Raw genomic sequence first — 19,113 nt, 5'->3', positions numbered from 1 at the left:
CCCCGTGACCTATTTCCTCTTCGACGGCCCCGACACCGCCCCCGTCACCATCCTTCTCGCCCATGGCGCCGGCGCGCCGATGGATTCCGCCTCGATGGCTGCCACCGCGAAGGCTCTCAGCACGGCCGGCTTTCGCGTCGCGCGCTTCGAGTTCTACTACATGGCCGCCCGCCGCTACGGCCACCGCAAGCCGCCGCCGCGCGCCGAGACGGTGAACCCGGAATATGTGAAGGCGATCGCCGATCTGCGCGCCAAGGGCGTGACCGGCAAACTGATTATCGGCGGCAAGTCGATGGGCGGCCGCGTTGCCTCCATGGTCGCCGACGAAATGTTCGCCAAGGGCGAGATCGTAGGGCTGGTTTGCCTGGGCTATCCGTTCCACCCGCCGGGCAAGCCCGAGCAATTGCGGACGAAGCATCTCATCGACCTGACGACGCCGACGCTGATTTTCCAGGGCACCCGAGACGAGTTCGGCGCGAAGGAAGAAGTCGCGACCTACGGCCTGTCCGACGCCATCGAGGTGGTCTGGCTGGAGGACGGCGACCACGATTTGAAGCCGCGCAAGGCGATCTCCGGTTTTTCGGCGGCGGACCATTTGAAGACGATTGTCGAGACGATAAAGGCTAAGCTGGCGCAACCCCACGTGTCGTCATCCTAGGGCGAAGCAAGGAGCGAAGCGACGCGCGCAGACCCTAGGATCCATGCCGGGACTTTCGAGAGCCGCTGCCGAGCAGAATTCCACACCGCCGCGTTCCACGCGAGCGTCACACACAGGATCCTCGGGTCAAGCCCGAGGATGACGAAGCGAGGGGGGCATTCGGTATCCGAGAATGAAACTCGCCACCTTCAACATCAACAACATCAACAGCCGGCTGGAAAACCTGCTCGCCTGGCTGGCCAAGGCAAAGCCCGATGTCGTCTGCCTGCAGGAACTCAAGACCCGCGACACTCAATTCCCGCTGACCCGCCTCGCGAATGCCGGCTATGGCGCAGCGTGGAAGGGCGAGCCGACCTGGAACGGCGTGGCGATACTCGCTCGGGGGTCCGAACCCGTCCTGACAAGGGATGCGCTGCCCGGCGACGATGCCGACCGCCAGGCGCGCTACATCGAGGCAGCGGTCGACGGCGTCGTCGTCGCCTGCCTCTACGCGCCGAACGGCAATCCGCGGCCGGGGCCGAAATTCGACTACAAGCTCGCCTGGCACGAGCGCTTCGCCGCGCATGCCGGCGAACTCCTCGACACCGGCCTGCCTGTCGTGCTGGCCGGCGACTTCAACATCGTGCCCGAGCCGCGCGACATCTATGCCACCCGCTCCTATGACGACAACGCGCTGGTGCAACCCGAGAGCCGCGCCGCCTTTGCCGCGCTGATCGAGCAGGGCTGGACCGACGCGCTGCGAAAAGTCCTCCCGAAGCAGGAGAAGCTCTACACCTTCTGGGATTACCGCCGGAACCGCTGGCCGCGCGACGCGGGATTGCGGCTCGACCACATATTGCTGTCGAAGAAACTGGCGCGAAAACTGAAAGCGGCGGGCATCGACCGCGAGATGCGGGGAGGGGAAAATCCCAGCGACCATGCGCCGGTCTGGGTGGAATTGGGGTGAGGTCTTTCGAAGAGCGGCGAAGCTGGCGCTGTCCCGCCAGCATCTCAATCCGGGGGCTTCGATCGCAATGACTTGCGGCATCGATGTCCAACGCTAATCTGCTGAAAACTTGGAGGGGATTACAATTTCATGCTCGTGGTCTTGAACACGTGCTTTCAGCCATCGCCTTCTTGCCATGGCTGATACCGCACTCGTCGTCCTCGTCTCAGCCATCGTCCTTGCCGGCGCCGGCGCCCTCGCCCTCATCGCGATCGCCTTGCGTCGGCGCCGGAAGCGCCGCCAGGCGCGTGGCAACCCCGATCCGGCCGGCGACTATGCGCAGCGCGTCAATTGGGCGCCGACATCCGGCAAGCTCAACTTCTCGTCCTTCGTCTACATGGATGTCGACGGCGACGGCACCTACGGCGAGGCCGACCGGCCGATGGCGGGCGTTATGGTGCGGCTCTATGACGAGCGCGGCACTTTTCTCGCCGCCGTGCGCAGCAACGCCGCCGGCTTCGCCAATTTCCCGATGTCGTCGAGGCGGCGCAGCGCGGCGATCCAGCGGCCAGGGGTCTATCGTTTCTCGGTCTCGGTGCCGCCCGGCTGGCGTGCCAGCAGCGCCAACGCGGACCAGTCGGTGCGCCTGCTGGAAGCGCCGGGTTCGATGGTTGGCCTCGCAGGCGAGCGCCTGCCGAAACCGGTCGGCCTCGCGCCGGTGCGGACGGTAAGTGGCGGCACACCGGCCGGGACGGGGGCCACGCTGTCGGTCATGGGCAAGGGCCGGTTGCTCGAAAGCCGCGCGCTGCCTGCGGACGCGGCCTTCCGCTTGCCGCTGGGCGTCGATGCCGATGAAATCGCCATCGCCGGCTCCGGGCTCGACCGAAGGCTTAGCCTTTCGGCCTATCCGGTCGATCTCGGCCTGTTGGCGCCCGGCGCGCTCGCACCCGACGCGGCGCTCAAGGCCATCGGCTTCGACGACGTAACACCGCGCGGCCTGTGCAAGGTGCCGTCGGGCTATGCGGGGCTCGACTGGCGCAATCTCAACGCCATGTCGCGCGACCACACCGCAAACAGCGAGGGCTATGTCAACGGCAATGTGTCGGGCACCTACATCGCCTATACCAGCAGCGGTCATCCGGCCGAGTTCGGCCGGGCCGCGCCGTTCGGCTTCCATTCGGTGATGCTGACAGCAGCCTGGCTCAATTCGGAAGGGGAGGTGGCGCTGGTCGAAAGCTGGCTGGGTGACGACCTGATCGCCAGCGACGAGATCGCGCTGTCGGCGCTGGCGCCGGTCCACTATGCGCCGATGCTGAAAGCGGTGACGCGCGTGCGCATCTCCACCAGGCACCACTGGCAAGCCGTGCTGGATGATCTGGTGGTGGCGCTTTGAAAGCTACCTGGGCGACCCGCCTGTACGGCAATTCCACGAAATGCGATTGCCGCTCGCGATTGCTGCAGAAACGAAGGCCGAGGCGGTTCAGCGATCCTATGAAAGACCCGCTCCAGCAACTGCTGCGCGCTATGGCCGCCGAGCGGATTTAGCGCTCAGGTAGCACCGTTGCCGTTGACGATCGAAGGACCCGCCACAACCGCCGAAAGCTTGCCCTTGCGGACGAAAACCGGCTTCTCGTAAGTTTTCTTCATGCGATTACCCTCCTAAACCCTTGGCGCATAATCTCATATGAGTGGTTTCTGTCAATAACCGGCCGGACCGGGCCTGTTCTGTTCCTGGGGATAGAGTTCTACTGATACAACCACCCCCGATAGTGGGCACCGCCGGCTGAAGCTGGATGCCGAAGACATCGCCGGGCGAAGCTGTGTGACGTCTTGCACTTAGCCTTGGCCGCGAGCTCGGCTAAGATGTCGGGGCCTGCCTGCTGCCGCCATGTTGCAACGGAGCGGGGCAGCGAGGGGCGTGCGGTCTTCGTCACCGATGGCCATACGCGGTGACCGGTAGCGGCGACTGCACGATCAAGCTCTGGGACCTCGACAGCTTCAAGGAAGTGCGCCGCTTCGACGGCCATTCCGGCTCGGTCTATGCGCTGGCCTTGTCGGCCGATGGCAAGCGTCTGGGCTTCGTCTCGCTCGATGGCACGGCGCGGATCTGGAACATGGACACGGGCGCCGAGATCGCCGAGTTCGACCCCGGGCACAGGGCCGATATACTCGGTCGCCTTCGCCGCCGACGGCGCGCTTTTGACCGGCGGCATCGACCGCACCATCCGCGACTGGCCGGCGGCGGCAGGGGATGGCACGGTGTTGTTCGCCGGCGCGTCGGAATAGGACGACATTGGAGGTTGGCGAAAGCCTGCGCGACAACCAATCTCCCCACAGGGGTCCCACAACGGGAGATTGGCAGTTTCCGCGCCTCGCCAATTGACGGCGCGGAGCTCCTACCTAGTTCATCCTCGATGACGGCATTGACGGCCGGATAACCCGGACGGGGCGACACGCCTTACGCAAAGGAGTCCCTCTTTGAAACGCTTCTGGATCGGCGTTCTCATCCTGATTGTCCTCTGCGCGGTTGGTTTCGGGGCCTATGCGTGGAAGCCGGCGATCGATCCGATCGAACCGCCGCAACGCGCGTCCTTCGACCAGGCGCTGATCGAGAAGGGAGCGATCCTCGCCTCGGTCGGCAATTGCACGGCCTGTCATACCAAGCCCGGCGAAAAGTCCTTCGCTGGCGGGCTGGCGGTGCCGACACCTTTCGGCACCATCTATTCCACCAACATCACGCCGGATCCCAAGACCGGCATCGGCCGGTGGTCCGAGGCTGCCTTCGGCCGGGCCATGCGCGAGGGCGTCGAGCGCGATGGCGATCACCTTTATCCCGCATTCCCGTTCGACCACTTCACGCTGGTTTCCGACGAGGACAACAAGGCGCTCTACGCCTATCTGATGACGCGGCATCCTGTGGAGAACCGGCGCCCCGCCAACGAGCTGCCGTTCCCGCTCAATGTCCGGTTCGTCCTGGCAGGCTGGAAGCTGCTCTTCTTCCACAAGGGCGCCTACCGCGAGGATGCCTCGCAGAGCGCCGAGTGGAACCGCGGCGCCTACCTGGTCGAGGGCCTCGGCCATTGCGGCGCCTGCCACACACCGCGCAACGCGCTTGGCGCCGAACTGAAGCGGGCGCATCTCGCCGGCGGCGAAGCCGAAGGCTGGAGCGCCTTCGCGCTCAACGGCCTGTCCTCCGCGCCGATCCCGTTGACGCATGACAGCCTCTTTGCCTATCTGCGCCAGGGCTGGCAGGCCGAGCACGGCGTTGCCAACGGTCCGATGGCCGAGGTCACCGGCAATCTCGGCCGTCTGCCCGATGCCGACATCAGCGCCATCGCCACCTATCTGGTCTCGCAAATGGGCGCGCCGGCGCCCGAGCGCGTCGCGAGGAGCGAAGAGATCCGCAAGAACCTCGCGATCGATCAGGGCGGCACGCCGATACCGGCCAGCGCCGCCACCGGCAGCCCGACCAGCCGCGGCGTCGTGATATACCAGGCGGCTTGCGCCACCTGCCACGACGGCAGCCGGCCGCAGCCTTTCGGCGGCATCGATTTCCACCTCTCCGCCACGATCGCCGCGCCCGGCCCGCAGAATGCGATCAACGTGGTGCTGTTCGGCCTGCCGGCGGCCAGCGGCCGCCAGAGTCCGATCATGCCGGGCTTCGCCGAAACGCTGACCGAAAATCAGGTGGTCGACCTGCTCGCCTATCTGCGCGAGGCATACGCCGGCAAGCCGGCATGGGCGGACGCGAAGGCCAAGCTCGCCGACACGAGAAGCGGCAAATACCAGGTCAGCGTCCGGCCTTCCGACGGCATCGAGCGCGGCCCCGACAATGTAGGAGCGAAGGACTGATGGTTAAGCTCAACGTCAACGGCGCCTCGCACGACGTCGACATCGATCCCGCGACCCCGCTGCTCTATGTGCTGCGCAACGATTTGAAGCTCAACGGCGCCAAGTTCGGCTGCGGCCTTGGCCAGTGCGGTGCCTGCACGGTGATGGTCGACGGCAAGGCCGTCTTCTCCTGCCTGACGCCGGTCATGCTGGTCGAGGGACGCCAGGTCAAGACCGTGGAGGGCTTGGGCACCATCGACGAACCCGGCCCGATGCAGCAGGCCTTCATCGAGCAGCAGGCGGCGCAATGCGGCTATTGCATCGGCGGCATGATGATGCGGGCGCAGGCGCTGCTGGAGGCAAAGCCCGAGGCGGGCGACGCCGATATCAGGCAGGCGCTGGAGCCGAACCTCTGCCGCTGCGGCACGCATATGCGCATCTTGCGCGCCGTGGCCCGGGCGCGCGACCTGATGAAGTCGAAGTCCGCCGGCATGGCGCCGGCCGCGGCCACGCGGAGGGCATCATGAACGCGCCGAACCTCCATCTTCCGGACGTCACGCGGCGCGGCTTCCTGGCAGGCGCCGGCGCGCTGGTCGTGTCCTTCACCATTCCAGCCGAAGCGCAGGAGGGCGAGGTGCCGGCTGCACCCCGCGCGCAAGCCGCCAAGCCCAAGCTGCCCGGCAGCCTGGCCGACACGCCGTCGCTCGATGCCTGGATCAGGATCGACGCCAACGGTTCGATCACCGTCTTCACCGGCAAGGCCGAGCTTGGCCAGGGCACCAAGACATCTCTGCGCCAGATCGCGGCCGAGGAACTGGAAGTCGAGCCGGCCGCGATCAACCTGATCACCGCCGACACCGCGCTGACGCCGAACGAAGGCTACACGGCCGGCAGTCAGACGATCCAGAACTCAGGCACGGCGATCCGCTTCGCCTCGGCGCAGGTGCGCCAGATCCTCATCGCCAAGGCCAGCGAAAAGCTCGGCGCGCCGGTCGAGGCGCTCAAGGCCGAGGCCGGCAGCATCGCCGGCCCGAACGGCGCCAGGGCCGGCTATGGCGAGCTGGTCTCGGCCGATTTCCTGCATGTCGACGCGGCCGCCGACACCAAGCTCAAGGCGCCGGGGACCTATCATGCGATCGGCAAGCCCTTCGCTCGGGTCGACATCCCGGCCAAGGTCACCGGCGGCGACGCTTATGTGCAGGACATGCGTCCGCCGGGCATGGTGCATGCACGCGTGGTGCGACCGCCGACCTATGGCGCCAAGCTCGTCGACTTCGCCGACGTCGCGGTCAAGGCGATGCCGGGCGTGATCGCGGTGGTGCGCGACGGCGATTTCCTCGCGGTGGTCGCCGAGCACGAGTTCCAGGCCGTGAAGGCCATGCGTGCCATGGCCGCCGCCGCCAAGTGGCAGGAGCAGCCTGCGCTTCCCGACCAGAGCAACATCCCAGCTTTCCTCGAAAAATCCGTATCGGAGGTCGGTACGGTGACTTCGGTTGGCGCCGAAAGCGCGCCGGGCGCAAAGACCCTGCAGGCGCAGTTCACGCGCGCCTACCAGATGCATGGCTCGATCGGCCCGTCGAGCGCGGTGGCCATGCTCGACAACGGCCTGACGACGGTGTGGACGCACACGCAAGGCGTCTATCCCGACCGCAAGGCGATCGCTCAGATGCTCGGCGTGCCGGAGGAAAAGGTGCGCTGCATCCATACCGAAGGCTCGGGCTGCTATGGCCATAACGGCGCCGACGACGCCGCGGCCGACGCCGCGCTGATCGCGCAGAAACTGCCGGGCAAGCCAGTGCGCGTGCAATGGATGCGCGACCAGGAGCATCTGTGGGAGCCATACGGGCCGGCGATGCTCACCAGGGCCAGCGCCACGCTCGACCAGAACGGCAAGATCGTGAACTGGCACTATGACCTGTGGAGCAACAGCCATGGCACGCGGCCGGGCTCCGCCGGGTCGCTGATCGCGGGCCGGCTGATGGCAAGGCATTTCCCGCCCGATCCAGCCAGGATGGAGATCACTCCCCTGGGCAATGGCGACCGCAACGCCATCCCATTCTATGACGTGCCCAACCAGCGCGTGAACTGGCATTTCGTCGCCGACATGCCAGTGCGCGTTTCCTCGCTGCGCGGCCTCGGCGCTTATTGCAACGTCTTTTCCATCGAAAGCTTCATGGACGAACTGGCGCTGGCCGCGAACGCCGATCCGGTGGAATTCAGGCTGCGCCACCTGAAGGACCCGCGCGCCAGGAAGGTGATCGAGGTCGCGGCGGAAAAATTCGGCTGGTCGAAGGATCCGTTGCCGGAAGGCCGCGGCAGGGGTTTTGCCTTCGCCAAATACAAGAACCACGCCGCCTGGCTCGCTATCGCGCTGGAAGCGGAGGTCGACCGCGACAACGGCACGATCCGAATCTCGCATGTGGTCTGCGCCGTCGATTGCGGCGAGGCGGTGGCGCTGGATTCGATCGTCAACCAGACCGAGGGCGGCATCCTCCAGTCGATGAGCTGGACGCTCTACGAGGCCGTTCATTTCGACAGGACGCGCATCTTGAGCCCCGACTGGTCCACCTATCCGATCCTGCGCTTCAGCGCCGTGCCTGACAGCATCGAGGTGCATGTCGTCGACAACCCCGGCGCGCCCTATCTCGGCGTCGCCGAAGCCGCCCAGGGCCCGACCGCCGGCGCCATAGCCAACGCGTTTCGAAATGCGACCGGCAAGCGCATCCACGATCTCCCTTACACGCGGGACAGGGTGAAGGCTGTGCTGGGGGTTTAGGGGCGCGCTCGATGAGTTGAAGCGCCCCAAGCGTGCGATGGCCGGCGGGACAGCGCCCCCCTCTGGCCTGCCGGCCATTTCCCCCTCAAGGGGGGGAGATCAATCGCTTCGTCGCTTTCGCCAATCTCTTAGGTCGCAGGATTAACACCGGCGCTGAAGCTGCCAATCTCCCCCATGGGGGAGATGCCCGGCAAGGGCAGAGGGAGGTGCTGTCCCGCCAACGCTCGCCAGCTCGAGAAAGTGAACTCACCTATACAAGAAGCACGCGTGCGGTCATCGTAGGCCGACAGATCAAAAAGACCAATCAGGTGCCAGCCCGCCATCATGCCCACCCTCCACCTCGTCGAAGCCTCCATCGCCCACCTGCGCCGCGCGCTTGAAGACGGCACCGTCACCAGCGTCGAACTGGTTGCGGCGTATCTGCGGCGCATCGCGCGTTACGATCGCCATGGCATAACCCTCAACGCCGTGCCGATCCTCAATCCGAACATGTTCGAGGAGGCCGTAGCCTCCGACCGCCGCCGCCGTGAAGGCAGGCCGCTCGGGCCGCTCGACGGCATCCCCTACACCGCCAAGGACAGCTACAAGGCCAAAGGCCTGACGGTCGCCGCCGGCTCGCCGGCCTTCGAGCATCTTATCGCCAGCGACGACGCTTTCACCATCGCCCGGCTGCGCGCCGCGGGCGCGGTGCTGATCGGCCTCACCAACATGCCGCCGATGGCCAATGGCGGCATGCAGCGCGGTGTCTATGGCCGCGCCGAGAGTCCTTACAACGCCGACTACCTCACCGCCGCCTTCGGTTCCGGCTCGTCGAACGGCTCGGGCACCGCGACCGCCGCTTCTTTCGCCGCCTTCGGGCTCGGCGAGGAAACCTGGTCGTCCGGCCGCGCTCCGGCCTCCAACAATGCTTTGGTCGCCTACACGCCCTCGCGCGGCTTGATCTCGGCGCGCGGCAACTGGCCATTGGTGCCGACCATGGATGTGGTCGTGCCGCATACGCGGACCGTGCCCGATATGCTGGAACTGCTCGACGTGATCGTCGCCGACGATGACGAGACGCGCGGCGATTTCTGGCGCGTGCAGCCCTGGGTGGATATCCCGAAGGCCTCGGCGCTGCGGCCGGCGAGCTATACCGCGCTTACGCTGCAAGGCGCGCTGAGGGGCACACGGCTTGGCGTGCCGAAAATGTATATCGGCAAGGATGAAGTCCGCCCGATCGAGACGCGCGCTTCGGTGCTGGAGCTCTGGCGGCAGGCGGCGCGCGACCTGGAAGCGCTGGGCGCCGAGGTGGTCGAGGTCGATTTCCCTGTCGTCTCCAATTACGAGCGCGACCGTCCGGGCGCGTGCTCGATGGTCGATCGTGGCCTGGTGCCGCCGGAATTCGCCGAGCGCGAAATCTGGGATCTTTCCATATGGTCGTGGGACGATTTCCTGCGCGCCAATGCCGACCCTGCCATCCCCGATCTCGCTTCGGTCGACGGCAAAAAGATTTTCCCGCAGCCGCCCGGCGCGCTGCCCGACCGTTATAGCGATGCCGATTTCGATCTGGGGCAATATGTGGAGCGGGCAAAGAAGGGCGTGACGCCGCTTGCGGACATTCCGACCATGGAGCGCGGATTGAAGGGCCTCGAGGCAACGCGTCGCGTCGATTTCGAGGACTGGCTCGATGCCAACCGCCTCGATGCCGTGGTGCTGCCGGCGGTCGCTGATGTCGGCCCGGCCGATGCCGACGTCAACGAGGCCTCCGCCGTGCTTGCCTGGCGCAACGGCACCTGGGTCGCCAACGGCAATCTCGTCTGGCGCCATCTCGGCATCCCGACGGTGACGGTGCCGATGGGGACCATGGCCGATATCGGCATGCCGGTTGGGCTGACCTTCGCCGGCAAGGCTTATGACGACGCGGCGCTGCTGACGATTGCCGGCGACTATGAGCGCGCCACGCAACGCCGCACCCTCCCGCCGCGCACGCCTGCGCTGGCCGATGATGTGTTCGAGGGCAGGGGCGTCGCGGCCGGCGATGCGCCGCTTACGCTGGCGCTCACCGCACGGACGACGCACATCGGCGACACCGACGAGATCGCGATCGCGCTGGACGTTGACGCGAAGGAACCGGCTGTCGTCAAAGTCCATGTCAACGGCGAGCCCGTCCTCATGCAAGCAAAGGGCAATCGCTACGCCGGCCGAGTGGTTGTGCCTGCCTCGACGCATCAAGGCTTCCACAGTGTCTGGCGCGGCGCTTATGGCTCGATCGTCACCGCGATCGTGAAGTTGCCGGATGGGCGGAATGCCGGCGCGTATGTTGTGACGGGTGGGATTGGGTAACGCGGCGTCTATCTCCGGCAGAACGCCGCTGCTACCCCATTAAATCCGCCACCAGCGCCACCACTCCGAACACCATGCCTGCAACGCACACTGCGTTCCAGCCGCCCCAGGCCCAGGCAACCCCCGCCAGCAGCGAGCCGATCGCGCCGCCGATGAAGAAGATGCCGACGAACAGTCCGTTGATCCGCCCGCGCGCCTTCGGCTGCAACAGGTTGACGGCGCGGCGGCCGAGCGTCTGGTCGCCGACGACGCCGATGTCGAGCAGCACCGCGCTTGCGCCCAACAGCACCAGCGGCAGCCATGTGCCGCCGGCCTCGGCGGCCCCCGCAAAGGCGGCGAGCCCGAGCGCGGCGACGAGCACGAGATGGCAGGCAATCGTCGCCGGCCGCGTCCAGCCGCGGTCGCCGGCGCGGCCGAACAGCGGCGTCACCGCGGCACCCCCGGCGCCGACCAGCGCGAACAGCGCGATGCCTTTCTGGCTTAAGTTGAAAGGCGGCGCGGCAAGCCTGAGCGCCACCGCCGTCCAGAACACACTGAAGCCGGCCATTGCCAGGCTGGCCGTGAAGGCGCGCCGCCGCAGCACCGGCTCCCGGCGCAGAAGCTCCAGCAGCGAGGCGATAAGCTCCGTATAGCTCGCATGCGCCGGCGGCCGGCGCCTGGGCAGCGTGAAGCCGAGCAGGACGGCGAGCAGCGCCAGCGTCGCGGCGACGATGCCGTAAAAGGCGCGCCAGCCGAAGGCGTCAGCGACGAGACTGGCCAGCGGACGTGACAACAGGATGCCGATCATCAGCCCGCTCATGACGTCGCCGATGACACGCCCGTCCTGTCCGGGCGGCGCCATCGAGGCGGCGACCGGCACCAGCACCTGGATGCAGGAGGACGCCGCGCCCAGCACGAACAGCACCAGGAGCAGCGAAGCGGCGGACGGCGCGACGGAAGCGATCGCCGCGGCCAGCACCGCCGCGGCGAGCATGCGCAGCACCAGCACGCGGTTCTCGACGAGGTCGGCGAGCGGCACCAGGAAGAACAGCCCCGCAGCATAGCCAAGCAGGGTGGCCATCGAGACGAGGCCGCTTTCGGATGCCGCCGCGCCCAGCGACGGGCCGATCAGCCCGACCAGTGTCTGCGGCGCGAACAGGTCGGTGACGATGATGCCGACCGAGGCGGCGAACAACAGGGTCTGCGCCCGGGTGATGGTTTGAGCGCCGGCTCTCGCAGGTGGCGCGGCAAGCGCCGTCGTCGCGGCTTGACTGTGGTCTGATCCGTCCATGGTGAGTCCCTATGATCCGCATGTCTCATGGAGACTTTATTCCAGATCAGCATAATGCTACAATTCAAATGACCTGATAATGATTATGCGAGATGCGCATGAATATTCACGATCTCGAAGCCTTCGTCGCCGTTGTCGAAACCGGCTCGATCGTCGGCGCTTCGGCGAAGCTCAACCTCACTCAGCCCGGCGTGACGCGCCGCATCCAGAACCTCGAGGAGCGGCTGGCGACACCGTTGCTCGACCGCCAGTCGAAGCCGCTCAAACCGACCGCATCGGGCCGCGAGGCCTATGAGCATGGCCGTCGCGTGCTGCGCTCGCTGGAGGATCTGAAGGCGGGCGTCTCTCCGGCCGGCGAGGTGAGGGGCGAGTTCCGCCTCGGCATCATGCCCTATCTCTCGACCAGCGCGCTGTCCGAGCCGCTCGACAGCCTGCGCGCGGCCTTCCCGCAACTGACGCTGAAGATCACCTCCAGCCTCTCGCCGCGCCTGGTGGAACAGGTGCTGCGCAGTGAGATCGATGCGGTCGCCGTCTGCCTCGCCGAGGGTGTCGCGCCGCCGCCGGAGCTCGCCGGCGACGATCTCGGCGTGCAAGCGGTGCTCCTGGTGGCCGCGCCGGGCCTCGGCGTGCCGAAGCCGGCCAAGCTCAACGATCTTGCGCGCTACCCGTGGGTGCTCAACGAAACCGGCTGCGGCTTCCGCGCCTTCATCCGCCATCGTTTCGAGGTGGCGCGGCTGCCCTTCCATGTCGGCGTCGAGGCGCAGGGCGCCGATCTCAGGATGTCGCTGGTGGCGCGCGGCCACGGCATCGGCGTCGTCACGCCCGGCGCGCTGTCGGGCAGCCAATGGCGCGACGCGGTCGAGGTGGTCGACTGCCCCGGCTTCAAGCCGCAGGTGCGCTGCTGGCTGCTTCACCGTCCGCCGGCCGGCAGGCTGGCGCGCCCGATCGCGGTCTTCCGCGATGCGCTGGCCGAAGCGCTGAAGGGGCCGATGCCGCTGATGTCGTGAGGGCGGTGGCGCTATCTCCCCCTTGGTGGGGAAGAAAGCGATTTCAACACCTTAGCGGAAGGCTAAGTGTTAGAAATCGCAAGAGAGCGGGCGCAGCGCCGACCTTGCGTTCATCACCCTCGGCTGGACACGAGGGTAAGCCATCATTCCGCCTCTGGCTCTTTCCTCGCGCGTTGCCAAGGCTGGCCCTTGGCCTCGCGCCAGGCGCACCAGCCATACGGAAGATCCCACAGTTCACGAAGCGAATTGTTGAACTTTATCATCTCTGACAGACCGACAAGCATGGCGTCGGCCATCTTGAAATCCACGGCCCGGTTCAGAAACTGCCAGGCGCCATCGTCATCGTCGTGAGCCACGTAATCCACAATGTGCTTGCCCCTTATTATCTGGTGTATCGTGAAGACCGCGACATTTGGCGGATCGTCAAAAGGCCAGTCGGGATCAATCGCAGCCACGTGCAAATTCCCGTGAGTTGGCGTATCGATGCTTCCGGTCAGGAAGGCAATGAGGCGAGCCAGGCGTCCCAGCATTCCTGTTGCATTCGTGGAAAGGCAGGCGCCACATCGTGGCCGTCGGCAAAGATGTTGACCAGATCGGTCTCTTTCGGCGGCTGCCCCATCTTCACTTTACAGGCGATTAGCCCCCGGCTCATCTCGATCACCGTTCCTTCCGGGTAGACTCTCCCGCTGGCGCCGTAGCAGAAAGGCAGGAGTCCATCCAATTCAAGTCGCAGGCGAATCTGAAATAGCGCTTCGAAGTAGTCATCCTCTTCGATCTCGATAACCTTGTCCCGATAACTGCAGGTGAGTCGGCATTTTGTCCCCGCATCGTGCAGCATAAAGACGGCCTGCTCGTCATCGCCGAATGTACCTGCCCCGATCAGGAACACGGTGTATTGTTCCATCATCTTCACCCCCATTGCCGGTAATCATAGTTGCATCTCGTTCGTATTTCAACCCTTGATTGTTGGCCTTCATTCATCGGTCGCTTGCGGGTTGTAGCTCGTTCTTGACCCATCCCCCACCCACGTTATCTTGGCGCCATGCCGGACATCACTCCATCCCCCGCCGCGCCGCTCATCGTCATCGATCTGCAGACCGGCATGTTCGACGGCCGTTTCGAACCGCCGATCCATGACGCCGACGCAGTAGCCGGGCGCACGCGCGCCTTGATCGACTGGGCCCGGCGCACCGGCCGCAAGGTGGCGTTCGTGCGCCATGACGGGCCGGACGGCGACCCGCTGGCGCCGGGCGCTTCCGGCTGGCCGGTTTGGCCGCTGCTCGGCCAGGCGGCCGACGAGCCGACCTTCGGCAAACGCGTCGGCAATGCCTTCTCCAATCCCGCGCTTGCCGAATGGGTGACGAGGCAGGGCGCGCGGGACGTCGTGCTCATCGGCGCCCAGACCGATTTCTGTGTCGCCGCCACCGTGAAGGGCGCCTTTGCCGAGGGGCTCGGCGTCACCGTCGTCTCCGACGCGCATTCGACGCTGGACAGCGACAAGGAAAAGGCGCCCGCCATTATCGCCCGCCACAACGAAGCATTCGAGACGCAGGGCGCGCGGATGGCGACGACGGCGGAGCTGGTGGAGGGCTGAGCGCCTTCCCTTCTCCTTCTCCCCTTGTGAGAGAAGGTGGATCGGCACGCAGCGCCGAGACGGTTGAGGGGTGCTCCAGAGGAGTGAGACGCTGGCGTTCTCTGGAACCATCCGTCGCCTTCGGCGACACCTTCTCCCACAAGGGAAGAACCCCAACCCAAGGAGCCCATCTTGTCCACCCTCACTTTACCCGCCGAAGGAGGCTGCCGCTGCGGTCGTGTGCGCCTGAGGATTTCGGCGAAACCCTTGCTCACCATGGCCTGCCACTGCACCGGCTGCCAGTCGATGTCGTCCAGCGCCTATTCGCTGAGCGCGGCGATCCCCTCGGAAGGTTTCGAAATCACGAAAGGCGAGCCGGTGATCGGCGGCCTGCATGGCGCGTCGAAACATTATTTCTGCGCTTACTGCATGACCTGGATGTTCACGCGGCCCGAAGGGCTCGACTGGTTCGTCAATCTGCGCCCGACCATGCTCGACGATCATGCCTGGTTCACGCCCTTCATCGAGACCTGGACGGCTGAGAAATTGCCCTGGGCGGCGACAGCGGCCGTGCACAGCTACGCAGCGCTGCCTTCCTTCGAGGAATATGAGCCGCTGGTCGCGGAATACGCCAGCGCGCAAAGCTGATCAAAAGCGGCGCCAATGAAAAACGGCGACCTGGGCAAGGTCGCCGTTGGTTTTTCCGTCAATGGTCGACGCGGCCGTTGGGGGCGCATTGTTGGGGATGTGCTTGGGCGTCCGCGTCGACCACGGCGGCCTCATACCGCAGATTTCAACATTGCACATTTGCCGCCCGCTGAAACTTCCGCGAAAGCGGTATATGACGGCTTGCCTTCTGCCCTCGTGGGACCTCGTGGGAGGCAAGGGCGAAACACTTTCTATCTCCCGCTGCATTGACCTCGTCCGCCCGACTGGCGACCACTGATGCGTTCACTTTCAATGGATTGCATCTTGAACCAGACTCATTTTCTCAACACCAGGCTCGCCGACGGCACAGTCGCCGACCTCACCGTCACCGGCGGACGCTTCAGCGCCATTGCGCCGGCCGGCAATGCAGCCAGGCTTGGTGCCATCGACCTCGCCGGCCAGCTCGTGCTGCCGGCTTTCGTCGAGGGTCATATCCATCTCGACACCTCCTTCTATGGCGATGCCTGGCGTCCGCACATTCCCTGCACCAACGGTTTTGACGTGCGCGAGCGGGTCGTTTTCCAGATGCGCAACCTCAAGCAGGCCGCGCCGATGGAGGAGCGCGCGAGGAACCAGCTCGAGCTCTGCGTCGGCCATGGCAGCCTCGCCATGCGCAGTCATGTCATGGTCGACGCCGCGGTCGGGCTGCAGCATGTCGAGACGATCCTTGGGGTGCGCGAAAAATACCGCGACCTCATCGACATCCAGCTCGTCGCCTTCCCGCAGAGCGGCATCCTGTCGTCGCCCGGCACGGCGGAGCTGCTCGACGAAGCGCTGAAGCTCGGCTGCGACCTGATCGGCGGGCTCGATCCGGCGAGCTTCGACCGCGACGTGAAGGGCCACCTCGATGTGGTCTTCGGCCTTGCCGAGAAGCGCGGCGTCGGCGTCGACATCCATCTGCATGACGGCGGCACGCTCGGCCTGTTCGAGATCGAGGAGATATGTGCCCGGACAACGGCGCTGGGTTTGCAGGGAAAGGTTGTCGTCAGCCACGCCTATGCGCTGGGCGACATTTCTCCAGATGCGCTGGCCAGGGCCGGCGAGCGGATCGCCGCCGCCGGCGTCGCCATCATGACCAACGCGCCCGGCAATCATCCATTCCCGCCGGTGGCGGCGCTGCGCGAGGCGGGCGTCACCGTCTTCGCCGGCTCCGACAACATCCGCGATTCCTGGTGGCCCTATGGCGATGGCGACATGCTCGACCGCGCCAACATGATCGGCTATCGCTCCGGCTTCTACGAGGATTGGGAGCTGGAAGTCGCCTACGACGTGGTGAGCCATGCCGGCGCGAAGGCGCTGGGGCTCGAAGGCTATGGCATCGCCATCGGCGCCAGGGCGGATTTCGTGGTGTTGAGAGCCGAGCACGTTCCGGAAGCGGTGGTGGCGGTGCCGAAGGACCGCACGGTTTATCGGGCGGGCACCGCCATTGCCAGGGATGGCGCAATGATCGGGTGAGGCGGGGTCGCGCCGAGAAAATTGGCCACCGCCGAGCCTTCGCATGGATCGTTTCGATGGCGCCGACGTTCCTTCAGATGGAACAGAGATCGGGAGGTTTCCATGGCTGACCAGAGCAGGGAAGACCGTGTCCGCCAGCGTGCCTATGAGCTTTGGGAAAAGGAAGGAAAGCCCGAGGGCGCCGACCTGCGTTTTTGGGAACAGGCGATGGACGAAATCGACGCCGAGGACCAACGCAAGGATTCGTCGGACAAAAGCCGGCGCGCCGGCTCGGGCGGCGCATAGCCGCCGGAGCGCCATGAATGCGTGGCCTTGAAACGGGCCTGGAGAAGCGGTTCAAGTTCTTTAGCCCGTTCATGACGGGCGTGTGGCAATGGATGTTCGCGACGCCATGAGCCGAGCGCTGGTCTGGTCCAGCGGATGGATCGACTATGCCGCCACGCCGTGGCTCCTCTATCAGTTCGCTATTATCCTCACGCTGTTCGTCGCGGCCAGGCTCGCTGGGCGGCGCGTCGAGCCGCTCATTGAGGACCGGGCTCGCCAGATCAAAGGGCACCCCGGACTGTTGCGGGTCGTGATCGCCCTGTTGCGGCGGACCGACTGGATACTCTTCGCCCTGTTCCTGCTTGCCGCGCTCAATCTCATGCGCGCTTTCGTGTGGCCAAGCCACCTCTACCTCCTCCATGTCGTGCTTTCTCTGTCACTTGCCTGGCTTGTCGCGTCGGTGCTGTCGCGCGTCCTCCACAATCGCCTCGCCGCTCGTCTGCTCGGCTGGCTGATCTGGATCTACGCGGCGCTTGTCATCCTGGGCATCAGTGACGAAACCGCGGCCTTTCTGGACAGCCTGGCGATCCCCTTGGGTGCGATCCGATTTTCGGCTCTGATGCTGCTCAAGGCGGCGGTGCTGCTGGTCGCCACGGTCTGGCTTGCGGTGGTCATCGGCAACTATGTTGACGAGCGCGTCCGCATCTCCGAGGATCTGACACCCTCGATCCGCGTCCTCGTCGGCAAGGTGGCAAAGATCGGCCTCGTGCTGGTTGCCGGCGCTGTCGTCCTCTCCGCCGTCGGCGTCGACCTGACGGCGCTGACGGTTTTTTCCGGAGCGATCGGCGTGGGTCTCGCCTTCGGGTTGCAAAAGGTCGTTTCGAACTTCGTCTCCGGCATCATCATCCTGCTCGACAAGTCGATCAAACCGGGCGACACCATCTCGCTCGAAGGCACATTCGGCTGGATACGTGAATTGCGGGGGCGCTTCGTCTCGGTGGTCACGCGCGACGGCCGTGAATATCTCATCCCGAACGAGGACTTCATCACCCAAAGGGTCATCAACTGGTCGTTCAGCGACAATCTCGTGCGGCTCGACGTGGACTTTGGCGTCTCCTACGACGCCGACCCGCATAAAGTCAGCGAACTGGCGATAGAGGCCGCGATCAGCGTCGGCCGGGTCGAAGCCGACCGGCGGCCGGTCTGCTGGCTGACGGGGTTCGGCGACTCCTCGCTCAACTTCGTCCTGCGCTTCTGGATACGCGATCCGCAGCAGGGCCTTACCAATGTGCGCGGCAAGGTGCTGCTGGCGCTGTGGGATACGTTCAAAAAGAACGGCATAGGCATTCCCTATCCGCACCGCGAGGTCATCGTGAGGGAGGCCGGGCCGACCGGGCTGAAAGGCAACTGGGCGGCACGTTGAAGCGGCGGCGGGATCGCGGCCACGCGCCTGTTTCTGCCGGAGCTTTGTGAAGGTCACGATGTTCAAAAGCCTTAACCGCGGCGCCAGGGCACTGGGGCTCGAAGGCTGCGGCATTGCTGGAGGCGGCAATGCCGACTTTGTGGCGCTCGGAGCCGAGCATGTACCGGAAGCGGTGGTGTCGTCGTCGGCAAGATCAACTACAAGTTCTAAGCAATTCCAGGAAAAGCGCGTAGCGGCTTTTGATGCCGGTCTTCTGCTTGACAGCCAGTGTGCCCATGCCGCACGGTTCCGTGCAGGTTGGGGACATTGCCATGAAGAAGGAATACTCAAAGCCGACGCTCGTCCGCAAAGGCCGGCTCTCGGCGCAGACCGCGCAGCAGGCCGGATCGGATTCCCAGGCGCCGGAATAAAGCGCGGCCCCCTTTTCGGCGGACGTGAATCAACGCGTCAGGCGATCAGCCCAAGCGTCTGACATTGCTGGCCAAGCAGGCTCGCGCCTTTCGCACGGGCGCATGGTCGATCCCATAATTTAGTTTGCATGCGTATGTTTCAGGCCGCTCCGGCTTCGTGAAGCATTTCACCGTTCGCGCGCAATCCACCGGTTACAGACGCATCGCAAAAGCGGCACCGGGAAGAAGCGGCACCGGTTTTTCGCCGCAGATTTATGGGGGTTTTCATGCTCAAAAGTCTTAACCGAATCCGCGCCGCCTTCGCGCAGGCCAGCAAGCGCCGCCGCACGACGCGCGAGCTCAACGAGCTGCCGACGGAGATCCAGAAGGACATCGGCTGGCACGAGCGGGCCGAGCTCGACGAGATCCGCCTGCCGTTCTGAGGCGGACGCGAATGCGCCGCACCGGGGCGGGGCGGCATGCCGCGGAGCTTTCATGCCAACGACGTCGGC

At 65.4% G+C, this 19,113-nt stretch carries 21 protein-coding genes; 16 read left to right on the top strand and 5 right to left on the bottom strand.

Annotated features, from left to right (window positions below):
- The first annotated feature begins 4 nt into the window (after window positions 1-4).
- From RFM68_RS18070 to RFM68_RS18060, 3 genes are all read left to right on the top strand, one after another.
- Window positions 5-658, top strand: a complete 654-nt coding sequence (locus RFM68_RS18070; RefSeq protein WP_320234345.1) for an alpha/beta hydrolase family protein — start codon at window positions 5-7, stop codon at window positions 656-658.
- A gap of 172 nt (window positions 659-830) precedes the next feature.
- Window positions 831-1,604, top strand: coding sequence for an exodeoxyribonuclease III (locus RFM68_RS18065; protein ID WP_320234344.1), 774 nt, complete (start codon window positions 831-833; stop codon window positions 1,602-1,604).
- A gap of 175 nt (window positions 1,605-1,779) precedes the next feature.
- Window positions 1,780-2,976 (top strand): hypothetical protein, encoded by a 1,197-nt coding sequence (locus RFM68_RS18060; protein ID WP_320234343.1) that lies wholly within the window; start codon window positions 1,780-1,782, stop codon window positions 2,974-2,976.
- A gap of 155 nt (window positions 2,977-3,131) precedes the next feature.
- Here the strand turns inward: RFM68_RS18060 and RFM68_RS18055 are convergent, their stop codons facing one another.
- Window positions 3,132-3,230 (bottom strand): putative RiPP precursor, encoded by a 99-nt coding sequence (locus tag RFM68_RS18055; RefSeq protein ID WP_320234342.1) that lies wholly within the window; start codon window positions 3,228-3,230, stop codon window positions 3,132-3,134.
- A 302-nt stretch (window positions 3,231-3,532) separates the two neighbouring features.
- On the opposite strand from RFM68_RS18055, the gene RFM68_RS18050 reads away from it, so the two are divergent.
- From RFM68_RS18050 to RFM68_RS18035, 4 genes are read left to right on the top strand one after another with little or no spacing between them, the layout of a single operon-like run.
- Window positions 3,533-4,021, top strand: a complete 489-nt coding sequence (locus tag RFM68_RS18050; protein ID WP_320234341.1) for a WD40 repeat domain-containing protein — start codon at window positions 3,533-3,535, stop codon at window positions 4,019-4,021.
- 40 nt (window positions 4,022-4,061) lie between these two features.
- The gene (locus tag RFM68_RS18045; RefSeq protein WP_320234340.1) at window positions 4,062-5,435 is read left to right on the top strand and encodes a c-type cytochrome; all 1,374 of its coding nucleotides are present in this window, start codon (window positions 4,062-4,064) and stop codon (window positions 5,433-5,435) included.
- Complete coding sequence (locus tag RFM68_RS18040) at window positions 5,435-5,941, top strand: (2Fe-2S)-binding protein (protein ID WP_320234339.1); 507 nt, start codon at window positions 5,435-5,437, stop codon at window positions 5,939-5,941. The genes RFM68_RS18045 and RFM68_RS18040 overlap by 1 nt, the downstream gene beginning before the upstream one ends.
- Entirely contained in the window at window positions 5,938-8,190 is a 2,253-nt protein-coding gene (locus RFM68_RS18035) for a xanthine dehydrogenase family protein molybdopterin-binding subunit (RefSeq protein WP_320234338.1), read from the top strand. The genes RFM68_RS18040 and RFM68_RS18035 overlap by 4 nt, the downstream gene beginning before the upstream one ends.
- Window positions 8,191-8,318: 128 nt before the next feature.
- On the opposite strand, the gene RFM68_RS18030 is transcribed toward RFM68_RS18035, so the two are convergent.
- The gene (locus tag RFM68_RS18030) at window positions 8,319-8,516 is read right to left on the bottom strand and encodes a hypothetical protein (protein WP_320234337.1); all 198 of its coding nucleotides are present in this window, start codon (window positions 8,514-8,516) and stop codon (window positions 8,319-8,321) included.
- On the opposite strand from RFM68_RS18030, the gene RFM68_RS18025 reads away from it, so the two are divergent.
- Window positions 8,515-10,512 (top strand): amidase, encoded by a 1,998-nt coding sequence (locus RFM68_RS18025; protein WP_320234336.1) that lies wholly within the window; start codon window positions 8,515-8,517, stop codon window positions 10,510-10,512. The two genes, RFM68_RS18030 and RFM68_RS18025, sit on opposite strands and share 2 nt — an antisense overlap.
- Window positions 10,513-10,543: 31 nt before the next feature.
- Here RFM68_RS18025 and RFM68_RS18020 read toward each other — a convergent pair whose 3' ends face one another.
- Window positions 10,544-11,782, bottom strand: coding sequence for an MFS transporter (locus RFM68_RS18020; protein ID WP_320234335.1), 1,239 nt, complete (start codon window positions 11,780-11,782; stop codon window positions 10,544-10,546).
- Between the two features lie 98 nt (window positions 11,783-11,880).
- Between RFM68_RS18020 and RFM68_RS18015 the strand changes: the two genes are divergently transcribed.
- Complete coding sequence (locus tag RFM68_RS18015) at window positions 11,881-12,789, top strand: LysR family transcriptional regulator (RefSeq protein WP_320234334.1); 909 nt, start codon at window positions 11,881-11,883, stop codon at window positions 12,787-12,789.
- A 143-nt stretch (window positions 12,790-12,932) separates the two neighbouring features.
- Here the strand turns inward: RFM68_RS18015 and RFM68_RS18010 are convergent, their stop codons facing one another.
- Together RFM68_RS18010 and RFM68_RS18005 are read right to left on the bottom strand one after the other, a co-directional pair.
- A complete protein-coding gene (locus RFM68_RS18010) occupies window positions 12,933-13,244 on the bottom strand; it encodes a hypothetical protein (protein WP_320234333.1) in 312 nt (103 codons plus the stop codon).
- A 38-nt stretch (window positions 13,245-13,282) separates the two neighbouring features.
- Window positions 13,283-13,696 carry a hypothetical protein gene (locus tag RFM68_RS18005; protein ID WP_320234332.1) on the bottom strand — a complete coding sequence of 138 codons (414 nt, stop codon included), beginning with the start codon at window positions 13,694-13,696 and terminating at the stop codon, window positions 13,283-13,285.
- A gap of 135 nt (window positions 13,697-13,831) precedes the next feature.
- Between RFM68_RS18005 and RFM68_RS18000 the strand changes: the two genes are divergently transcribed.
- The 7 genes from RFM68_RS18000 (at window position 13,832) to RFM68_RS17970 (ending at window position 19,044) form a co-directional block, all read left to right on the top strand.
- Window positions 13,832-14,383, top strand: a complete 552-nt coding sequence (locus tag RFM68_RS18000; RefSeq protein ID WP_320234331.1) for an isochorismatase family protein — start codon at window positions 13,832-13,834, stop codon at window positions 14,381-14,383.
- Between the two features lie 171 nt (window positions 14,384-14,554).
- Entirely contained in the window at window positions 14,555-15,010 is a 456-nt protein-coding gene (locus RFM68_RS17995; protein ID WP_320234330.1) for a GFA family protein, read from the top strand.
- Between the two features lie 312 nt (window positions 15,011-15,322).
- Entirely contained in the window at window positions 15,323-16,525 is a 1,203-nt protein-coding gene (locus RFM68_RS17990) for an amidohydrolase family protein (protein WP_320234388.1), read from the top strand.
- Window positions 16,526-16,627: 102 nt separating this feature from the next.
- Window positions 16,628-16,810: a DUF2934 domain-containing protein gene (locus RFM68_RS17985; protein WP_320234329.1), complete on the top strand. Its 183-nt coding sequence runs from the start codon at window positions 16,628-16,630 to the stop codon at window positions 16,808-16,810.
- A gap of 88 nt (window positions 16,811-16,898) precedes the next feature.
- The gene (locus RFM68_RS17980; RefSeq protein WP_320234328.1) at window positions 16,899-18,212 is read left to right on the top strand and encodes a mechanosensitive ion channel family protein; all 1,314 of its coding nucleotides are present in this window, start codon (window positions 16,899-16,901) and stop codon (window positions 18,210-18,212) included.
- A gap of 46 nt (window positions 18,213-18,258) precedes the next feature.
- Window positions 18,259-18,684 carry a hypothetical protein gene (locus RFM68_RS17975; protein ID WP_320234327.1) on the top strand — a complete coding sequence of 142 codons (426 nt, stop codon included), beginning with the start codon at window positions 18,259-18,261 and terminating at the stop codon, window positions 18,682-18,684.
- Between the two features lie 204 nt (window positions 18,685-18,888).
- Window positions 18,889-19,044, top strand: coding sequence for a DUF1127 domain-containing protein (locus RFM68_RS17970; RefSeq protein ID WP_320234326.1), 156 nt, complete (start codon window positions 18,889-18,891; stop codon window positions 19,042-19,044).
- The last annotated feature ends 69 nt before the right edge of the window (window positions 19,045-19,113 follow it).

Source organism: Mesorhizobium montanum, from assembly GCF_033977145.1.
Taxonomy (GTDB): domain Bacteria; phylum Pseudomonadota; class Alphaproteobacteria; order Rhizobiales; family Rhizobiaceae; genus Mesorhizobium; species Mesorhizobium montanum.
Note: the sequence above shows the minus strand (reverse complement) of the source record. Positions and strands in the feature narration are given on the sequence as shown.